The sequence below is a fragment of the Streptomyces sp. NPDC046876 genome, assembly GCF_040645035.1.
GTDB lineage: Bacteria > Actinomycetota > Actinomycetes > Streptomycetales > Streptomycetaceae > Streptomyces.
Map to the genome: position 1 here is coordinate 1 of NZ_JBEYXK010000168.1, position 9,174 is coordinate 9,174.

Below are 9,174 nucleotides of genomic sequence, written 5' to 3' on the forward strand. Positions count from 1 at the left end.
CCCCGTGCCGTCGGTGACGGTCACGGGGCGCGGCGCCTGCTCTTGGGCCTGCGTCCGGGTCCTTGCCTGTGCCTGTGCCCGCGCTCAGGGTTCGCGGTTGTGGTAGCGGTAGAACGCCACGACGCCGACGCCGACACCGGTGATGAGGCCGATCCAGCTGGAGCGAAGGATCGAGTGGTCGGTGAGGCTGTTCAGATAGCCGACGGCGATCCCGCCGAACACGCCGTACGCCGCGGCGCGCGCCTCCCGCTTCATGCGGGGGCCGACGCGGGCCAGGGCGAACATGATCCCGGCGAAGAGCACGCCGCAGAGGATCCCGTAGAAGACGTTGCCCGCGTCGACGGGGCCCTGCTGCCGGTTGAGGAAGGCCGCCCAGACCCCGTAGACGAGGCCGAGGAGCACCGCGCGCGTCAGCACGCCCGTGTCCGCGGATCGTGTGGCCGCCATCTGCCGGTGGTGCCGCCCGGGGGCGGCAGGTGCCGCATGTGCCATGACGGGGCTCCTCTCTCCCACCCACCAGGGCACACCCGGCGCCCCCGGGCGGCAAGTGGATCAGGCGGCGCGCACGGCGACGGCGTCGACCGCCGCCCTGCGCCACCCGACCGCACCAACCCGGCTCGCGCCGGGCGTCGCCGCGGATTCCCCTGGTGACGTGCGCACCTACCTCTCGGCGGTCCTCATCGTGCTCGTGGCGCTCCTCGTGCCCGCGAGCGCCGTCGCGTACTGGGCCGACCGCGAGCTGGGCGACGCCGACCGCTACACCGCCGCCATGTCCCCGCTGGCCTCCGACCCGGCCGTCCAGGAGGTCGTCGTCACACAGGCCGCCCGGGCCCTGTCCGGGGAGATCGACGCCGGCCCGTTCCAGGGTGCGGTCGACGCCCTGCTCGGCGAGGCGCTGCGCTCCTTCGTCGGCACCCCGGCCTACCGCACCGCCTGGGACGCGGCGAACCGGGCCGCGCACGCCGCGTTCTTCCAGGCGCTCACCACCGGCCACGGAGACGCCGTCACCCTCGACCTCGCGCCCGTCATCGCCCAGGTCAAGGCGGAACTCGTCGCCGACGGCACGCCGTTCGCGGACCGGATCCCGGTGACCCACGTCCAGGTGAAGGTCATGGAGTACGACAACCTCGGCGCGCTCCGGAAGGAGTTCCGCATGCTGGAGATCGCGGGGGTCTGGCTCCCGGTGCTGACCGTGGTGCTGGCCGCGACGGCGATCGCCGTCGCGGTCCGCCGCCGCCGGGCGGTGGTCGCCACCGGCCTCGGGCTCGCCGTCGGCGCCGTCCTGCTGTGGATCGCGGTCGTGGTGTGCCGCCGGCTCACCCTGGACGACCTGCCGGACGACATCGACCGCGCTGCTGCCGGTGCGGTGTACGACGCGCTGACCGCGTTCCTGCGCACCACCGCGTGGGTGGTGCTGGCGATCGGGCTGGCGGCCGCACTGGCCGCATGGGTGACAGGCCGGGTGCGCCGCACGCCCTGAGCGCCGTACCCCATAAGCTCGGAAGGTACCAAGCACGCAGAACGGACCGGAGAACCCAGAAGCCCGCAAGAAGCCGGAACCGTACAGAAGAACCGAAGACCCGACTCGCGAGCGGCGGCACGGAAGCGGAATGAGCACCGAACGCACCGACCACATACCGTCCGGGCGGGCCCGGCCGCACCCGCTGGCCCCGCCGTCCTGGCTGCTCAAGGGGCTGCGCCCGGCCTCCGACCCGATCCCCTGGGCAGCCGTCGCACGCGCGGGCATCGCCATGGCGGCCCCGCTCGCCGTCGGCTTCGCCCTGGACGAGCCGGAGTACGGGGCCCTCGTCTCCATGGGCGCCCTGGCGGGGGTCATCGCCGACACCGCCGACGCCTACCGGATGCGGATCCTGAACATTGCCGTGCCGCAGCTGTTCGGTGCGGTGGGAGTGGCCCTGGGCACCCTGGTGTTCGGGCACGGCTGGCTCGCCGTCGGTGTGCTCACCCTCATCGCACTGGTCTCGGGGATGATCTCCTCGATCGGCACGGTCGCCTCCGTCTCCGGGCTGCTGCTCCTGCTCAACGCCGTCGTCGGCGCGGGCCTGCCGCTGCCGCGGCCCTGGTGGACCGCCCCGCTGCTGCTCGCCACGGGCGGGCTGTTCGTGCTGCTGCTGACCCTGCTGGGCTGGCCGCTGCGCGGCCGGCAGCCCGAGCGCACCGCGGTCGCCGCCACCTACCGGGCCCTCGCCGACGCCCTGGAAGCCGCCGGCGGGCCCGACTACGACGAGCGCCGCCGCCAGGTCACCCAGAGCCTGAACCAGGCCTACGACCTGGTCCTGGGCCGGCGGGCCCGCGTCCACGGGTACAGCCCCGCCCTGGTACGGATGATCGCCCAGCTCAACGTGGTGATCCCGCTGGTCGAGGCCGCGCCCGCCGCGCACCTGCGGGGCCGGCCGCTGCCGCCCGCGGTCCCGGCTGCCGTACGGGACCTGGCGCAGGCCGTCGAGGAGGGCCGCACCCAGGCGCCCGTGCTGGAGCTGCCCGCACCGCACGGCCCCGCAGAACGGGCCCTGGATGCGGCCCTGCGGCATGCGGCGACGGTCGTGCACCTGCCCGAGCCGAAGCTCCACAACGTCGACGACCGCCTCGGCCGGCCCGCCGCCCTGCGCGTGCGGGCCCGGCGGGCCGTGCGCGACATGATGCTGTCCGGGGCCTCCTGGCGGTACGGGCTGCGGCTCGCCCTGTGCATCGGGCTCGCCCAGGCGCTGGTCTCGCTGGTGCCGCTGGAGCGCTCGTACTGGGTCGCCCTGACCGTCACCTTCGTCCTCAAGCCCGACTTCGGCTCGGTGTTCTCCCGGGCCGTGCTGCGCGCGCTGGGCACCGCCGGAGGGCTGGTCATCGCCGCGGCCGTGCTCGCCGAGGTGCCGCGCGGCTGGTGGGACGTGCCCGTGATGGTGGTGCTCGCCGGGCTGGTCCCCGCCTTCTCCGCGAAGGGGTACGCCTTCCAGACGGCCGCGATCACCCCGGTCATCCTGCTGCTGTCGGACCTCCTCAACCACCAGGGCTTCGACCTGATCCGGCCCCGGCTGCTCGACAGCCTGATCGGCTGCGCCATCGCCCTGGTCTTCGGTTACCTGCTGTGGCCCGAGAGCTGGCGCACCCGCGTCGGCGACCGGCTCGCCGACTCCGTCGACGACGCGGCCCGCTACGTGGAACGGGCCTTCGGCCCGCTGCCGGACACCGACGCCGCTCTGCGGGCCGCGCGCACCGCCCGGCTCCAGGCCCGGCGGCGCATCTACCGGGACCTGTCGGGGGTGCGCAGCGAGTTCCAGCGGGCGCTGACCGAGCCGCCGCCGACCGGGACGCGGGCCGCCGCCTGGTGGCCGCTGGTCGTCGCCGTCGAACGGGTCGTGGACGCCACCACCGCCGCCCGGGTCCGCGTCGACCACGGGGCGCCCCCGCCCGGCACCGAGGAGGTGTCGGCGCTCACCGCCGACCTGCGGGCGCTGGCCGAGTGCGTGCGCACCGCCCGGACCCCCGACCGGCTGCGGGCCCGGGCGGCGCGGGCCGGGGACGAGGCCTCCGTACTGGGCCCGGTCCGCCAGGAGGTCGCCGCCGCCCGCGGGATCGCCACGGAGCACTGACCTGGCGGGCGGGTCGGGGCGGGCGGGTTGGGGCGGGCGGGTCGGGGCGGGTCCCCCGAACGGTCCTGTGCCCGGGCCGCACCGGCCCCGCCGGGGGAGCATCGGGGCATGAGGCCCCTCCTCCCGCGCGGCCTGCGTCACCGCGCTGCGGCCGCCCCGGTCCTCGCCGCCCTCCTGGCGGCCGCGGCCGGGTGCGCCGACGTGCAGGGGCTGCGCAACAACGGCGACCTCGGCACCGCGCACGCCCCGCAGAGCCTGTGGAAGGACCTCCACCCGGAACCGCCCGGTCCGGGCGAACAGCCGGGCGCCGCCGCCGTGGTCCCCGGGCTGCCCAAGGCGCCGGGGCCGAGCATGCGGGGCGTGAACGCGCTGGAGGTCGTACGGGCCGACATCACCGCCGCCGCCCGGCAGGACGGCGGGACCGGGCGCCTCGTGGACCCGCGGGCCGTGCAGCGGCTCGCGCTCTGTACACAGGCTGTGGACGGCGGCCCCAAGTGCCCGGTCCGGCCTCCGGTCCTGCACGACGTGACGGGCAACGGCCGCGAGGAGCTGATCACCGCCCTCGACCTCGACGGCCGCGTCAGCGAACTGCGCGTCTACACCGTCCGCGACGACGGCTCGATCACCCGGATCCTGTCCCGGCGCGGGGTGCTGGAGGGCGTGGAGGTGGCCGCCGAGCACCTGGCCGTGCGCGAGCCGACCTCGAACCCGAAGAAGGTCTCCGTCTCCGACTACGTGTGGGACCCCGAGGCCGGGATCATGAACCTGTCCGAGCTCAGCCTCGACGAGTGCCCCACCCTGAAGACCGGCTCCACCCCGTGCACCGCGACCAGGGGCTGAAGGGGGCGCGGCCGCCATGCGGGTGACGAGCAGTCTGCGCTGGAAGATCGTCCTGACCACCACGGCCGTGTGCTGCGCCGTGGCCGCCGCCCTCGGCATCCTCGTGCACGACGTGGTCGCCCGGCAGGTCGTCGGCGAGGTCCGCAAGGACGTGGAACGGGACCTCGACCATGCCCTCGGCCACTACGAGTACGGCACCACGCACACCGGCGAGAACGCCGCCCTGGACCCGCCCGGACTGCCCGGCCCGCTGCGCCGGCTCGTCGCGCGCGGGATGACCGGCAGCATGGTCGGCGAGTACGACGGCAAACCCGTCATGTGGGGCGCCGCCCCTGCAGACCACAAGGCCCTCGCCGTCTGGGTCCCGTACGAGACCACGCGCGCCCGGCTGCGCGACCTCGACGCCGCGATCCTCGCCTCCTCGGCACTGGCCGCCGGGGTCGTCGCCCTGGCGGGCGTGTTCCTCGCCAACCGGATCAGCCGCCGCCTGACCACCACCGCCGCCGTGGCCCGCCGGATCAGCGCCGGCGACCTCGACGCCCGCGTCGACTTCCTCACCTCCGAGGAGGCGGGGGCGGACCCCGCCGGCGGCGGCTACCGCGACGAGGTACGGGACGTGGCCCAGGCCCTCAACTCCATGGCCAGGTCGCTCCAGGAGCGGCTGGAGGCCGAGAAGCGGTTCACCGCCGACGTCGCCCACGAGCTGCGCACCCCGCTCACCGGCTCGCTCGCCGCGGCCTCGCTGCTGCCGGAGGGCCGCCCCAAGGAGATGATCAACGACCGGCTGCACGCACTGCACCGGCTCACCGAGGACCTGCTGGAGATCTCCCGGCTGGACGCCGGGGTCGAGCGCGCCGACCTCGCCCGGGTCGAGCTCGGCGAGGCGGTGCGCCGGGCCGCCGCCGCCACCCGGCTCCCGGTCACGGTGGAGGTGGTGCGTGACCTGGTGGTGCTCACCGACCGGCGGCGCCTGGACCGCATCCTGGCCAACCTGCTGGTCAACGCCGACAAGCACGGCAGCCCGCCGATCGAGGTACGGGTCGAGGGCCCGGTGGTGACGGTCCGCGACCACGGACCCGGCTACCCGGAGGGGCTGATCGCACAGGGCCCGCAGCGCTTCCGCACCGGCGAACCCGGCCGGGGGCGCGGCCACGGGCTGGGCCTGACCATCGCGGTGGGCCAGGCGGCCGTCCTCGGCATCACCCTCACCTTCGCCAACGCCCCGGACGGCGGGGCCGTCACCACGCTGCGGCTGCCGGTCGGGCGGCTGGCGGACGAGCCCAAGTAACGTGAAGCGGGCGGTGTTTCACGTGAAACCTCCACGTGGAACACCGCCCGCCGGGACGTGCTGTGACCGGCCGGCTCAGATGCCGATGTTCTTGCCGTCCTTGCGCCAGACGGACACGACCGCCGGGCGGGTGATCTTGCCCGGGCCGTCGGGCCACACCGACTCGGGCTTCTCGACGGTCGCGCCGTCGATCTCGCCCGGGTGCTGGACCGCGACCAGGACGCGCTTGTCCTGGACCAGCGGGCCGCAGGTCTCGGCGCCGCGCGGCACGGTCAGGAACTGCTTCAGCTCACCGCGGCGCTCGCCGGCCGTGGCGACGCCGAACAGGCCGTCGTGCGAGCCGAGCTGGTTGCCGTCCGTGGAGATCCACAGGTTTCCGTGCGGGTCGAAGGTCACGTTGTCCGGGCAGGAGATCGGGCTGACCTTGTCCTTCGGGAAGCCGGCGAAGAAGGTGGCCGGGTCCTTCGGGTCGCCGGCGACCAGGAACAGGCGCCAGGCGAAGCCGTCGCCCGCCGGGTCGTCGAAGTTCTCGGCGAGCTCCAGGATCTGGCCGTGCTTGTTCAGGTTGCGCGGGTTGGCCTCGTCCACGCCCGCCTTGCCCGGCTTGCCGCGGTCGGCGTTGTTGGTCAGGACCACGTACACGCGGCCGGTGCGCGGCGAGGGCTCGATGTCCTCGGGGCGGTCCATCTTGGTGGCGCCCACCTTGTCGGCGGCCTGGCGCGTGAAGACGAACACCTCCTCGGCGCTCATGCCCTCGACGTGCGAGACGTTGCCGGCGGGCGAGGCGGTGGCCAGCTTGATCCAGACGCCGGAGCCGTCGAACTGGCCGTCGGAGGGGAGCTTGCCCGAGCCGTCGAACTCGGCGGCCGGGGAGTCGCCGGTCAGCTTGGCGACGTAGAGGGTGCCCTCGTCGAGGAGGGTCAGGTTGTACTCCTTGACCGCGCGGGAGCTGCCCTTCTTCATCTGCTTGGACGAGACGAACTTGTAGAAGTAGTCGAAGCGCTCGTCGTCGCCCATGTAGACGACCGGGCGGCCGTCCTCGGTCAGGCGGGGCTGCGCGCCCTCGTGCTTGAAGCGGCCGAGCGCGGTGCGCTTGCGCGGGGTGGAGGCCGGGTCGTACGGGTCGAGCTCGACGACGTACCCGAAGCGGTTCGGCTCGTTGGGCTCCTGGACGGTGTCGAAGCGCTTGTCGAACCGCTCCCACTTGCGCTCGGTGGCCCCGGCGGAGACGCCGTAGCGCTTGAGGCGGGCGGCCTGGACGGGGTCGGTGACCTGGCCGGCGTTGGCGAAGTACTGGTTGAAGTTCTCCTCGCCGTGCAGGGTCGTGCCCCAGGGGGTGGTGCCGCCGGAGCAGTTGTTGAGGGTGCCGAGGACCTTGGTGCCGGTGGGGTCGGCGGAGGTCTTGACCAGGGCGCTGCCGGCGACCGGGCCGGAGAGGCGGAACTCGCTGGTCGCGGTGAGGCGGCGGTTGAGCTGGTGGCGGGTCACGGCGGTCAGCTTGCCGCTGCGGTGGTCCTCCTGGACGACGACCACGCCCAGGCCGTGCGCGGCCCAGGCGACCTCGACCTGCTCGCGTGTCGGGTTCGCCGGGTCGTAGCCCTTGAACATGAGGTTCTCGTCGGTGTACTCGTGGTTCGCGACGAGGAGCTGCTGGCGCTCGTAGCCGCTGCCGAGCGGGAGCAGCGCGAGGAAGTCGTTGTTGAAGCCGAACTGGCCGGCCTGGGCGGCGGCGGTCTGCTTGTCGGCGTTGAACGCGGGAGCGCCCTTGACGATGGGGTCGCCCCAGCGGATGACCACGTTCTGCTCGTAGCCCTCGGGGACGGTGACGCGGTCGTCGGTGTTCGGCGCGACCGGCTTGAAGCGCAGGCCGCGGGCGCCCTCGGCGTTGGCGGCGGCGTCGGCCGCGCCCTGGGCGTCGGCGGCGGGGGCGGCGGTGGCCGGGGCGCCGTTGCCGCCGAGGGTGACGGCCGTACCGGCGGCGGTGGCCACCGTGACGACGGCGGCGGAGCGGAGCATCGCGCGACGGGAGTAGGCGCGGGCGATGACGTCGCCCACGTACTCGTTGTCGCTGGTGTTCGGCACCTCGTGGAAGCAGGCGTCGCCACAGCGGTAGCGGCAGGTGAGGGCGGAACGGCCGCCCCCATGCGGGTTGCCTATGAGGGGCAGGAGCTTGCGCACGAGTGTCCTCCGTAGATGCACGGGCGCCGGCCGGATGCGGCCGAATCCAGCCGCGACGGTAGGTGCGGGCGACGCCGAACCGGCGGCGGAGGGGTGAACGTCCGGTGAACCGGTCACGGCGGGGCGGGAGTTCGGGGAGAGGACGTGCGGGCGGGATGCCGGCGCGGCCCCGGAGTGCGCAAATCCCCCATTCGAGGGCGTACTTGGGTGGTTCGGCTACGGACAGGGGGCGGTGCGGGGGTGGGAGGGGGACGGGATACGGTTCCGGACTACGCGGTTCCGGCGGCGCTGTCCGACGGAGCCCGGGCGGACCGGTCCGGAGGGGAGGCCGGAAAGGGCCGGGCGCAACGGGAGCGCCCCTGCCGACGTTCCAGCCGAGGGGTCGATAACCTTACGTGTCCACTCTGGGCAGGGATCAACCGCGCAGCACGGACAAATGACGCACGCACTCATGCGAAAGGCCTGGCCCATGGGTATTCGGAGCTTGTTGCGCAAGGTTTTCGGACGGTCTGCGGAGCCGGTTCCGGAGACGAGTGAGGCCACCACGGCAGCGGTGCCGAGCCAGGGGGAACGTACGCCGCTGGACGCGGCGGCCGAGCTGGTCGCGGCGTCCTTCGACAACCCGACCGTTCCGCCGCAGTCCGCGCCGCGGGACCGCGAGCCGGGCACCCTCCTCACGGCGGCCCCGGCGCCGGTCGCGGACCCCACGGTCCCGGAGGCCCGCCGCCCGGAGCCCGCCACTGCGCCGGCCGCGGACAACGGGGCCCCCGAGCCGGCCGAAGCCGAGCCCGCAGCCCCTGCCGAGGACACCCCGGCCCATCCGGCCGCGGCCGAGACCGCCGCCGAGGAGCCGGCCGCCGTCGTCACCGAGGCGGAGCCCGTCGCCGAGGAAGCCGTTGCCGAGCCCGTGCCGGCCGCCGTCGAGGCGGAGCCGCTCGTGGCCGAGGCCGAGCCGGTGGCCGTCGAGGCGGAGCCCGCCGTTGCCGCCGCTGCGGTGGAGACCGTGGCCGAGGAAGCGGCGACCGAAGCCGAGGCCACGGCCGCCCCCGAGGCGGAGCCGGTCGTGGTCGAGGCCGCCGTCGAGGAAGAGCCGCAGGCCGAGGAGGCCGCGCCCGCCGCGGAGCCGGAAGCCGCCGCTGCCGAGCCCGAGGCCGTCGCCGTCGAGGCGGAGCCGGTCGTGGTCGAGGCCGCCGTCGAGGAAGAGCCGCAGGCCGAGGAGGCCGCGCCCGCCGCGGAGCCGGAAGCCGCCGCTGCCGAGCCCGA

6 protein-coding genes and 1 pseudogene are annotated in these 9,174 nt (G+C 74.6%); 5 read left to right on the plus strand and 2 right to left on the minus strand.

Features of this window, described 5'->3' with window-relative positions; all coding sequences use genetic code 11:
• Positions 1-84: 84 nt before the first annotated feature.
• Positions 85-492 carry a hypothetical protein gene (locus tag ABZ924_RS37205; protein WP_361919940.1) on the minus strand — a complete coding sequence of 136 codons (408 nt, stop codon included), beginning with the start codon at positions 490-492 and terminating at the stop codon, positions 85-87.
• Here ABZ924_RS37205 and ABZ924_RS37210 point away from each other — a divergent pair.
• The 4 genes from ABZ924_RS37210 to ABZ924_RS37225 all read left to right on the plus strand — a co-directional run bounded on the left by ABZ924_RS37210 (position 491) and on the right by ABZ924_RS37225 (position 5,733).
• On the plus strand, positions 491-1,480 hold the full coding sequence (locus ABZ924_RS37210; protein WP_361919942.1) for a hypothetical protein: 990 nt from the start codon (positions 491-493) through the stop codon (positions 1,478-1,480). The two genes, ABZ924_RS37205 and ABZ924_RS37210, sit on opposite strands and share 2 nt — an antisense overlap.
• A gap of 130 nt (positions 1,481-1,610) precedes the next feature.
• The gene (locus ABZ924_RS37215; RefSeq protein WP_361919944.1) at positions 1,611-3,605 is read left to right on the plus strand and encodes an FUSC family protein; all 1,995 of its coding nucleotides are present in this window, start codon (positions 1,611-1,613) and stop codon (positions 3,603-3,605) included.
• Positions 3,606-3,713: 108 nt separating this feature from the next.
• Positions 3,714-4,445, plus strand: a complete 732-nt coding sequence (locus ABZ924_RS37220; protein WP_361919945.1) for a hypothetical protein — start codon at positions 3,714-3,716, stop codon at positions 4,443-4,445.
• A 16-nt stretch (positions 4,446-4,461) separates the two neighbouring features.
• Positions 4,462-5,733 carry a HAMP domain-containing sensor histidine kinase gene (locus ABZ924_RS37225; RefSeq protein ID WP_361919947.1) on the plus strand — a complete coding sequence of 424 codons (1,272 nt, stop codon included), beginning with the start codon at positions 4,462-4,464 and terminating at the stop codon, positions 5,731-5,733.
• Between the two features lie 75 nt (positions 5,734-5,808).
• On the opposite strand, the gene ABZ924_RS37230 is transcribed toward ABZ924_RS37225, so the two are convergent.
• Positions 5,809-7,911, minus strand: coding sequence for a PhoX family phosphatase (locus ABZ924_RS37230; RefSeq protein ID WP_361919949.1), 2,103 nt, complete (start codon positions 7,909-7,911; stop codon positions 5,809-5,811).
• Positions 7,912-8,464: 553 nt separating this feature from the next.
• Between ABZ924_RS37230 and ABZ924_RS37235 the strand changes: the two are divergent.
• A pseudogene (locus ABZ924_RS37235) lies at positions 8,465-9,174 on the plus strand (hypothetical protein); the annotation flags it as partial.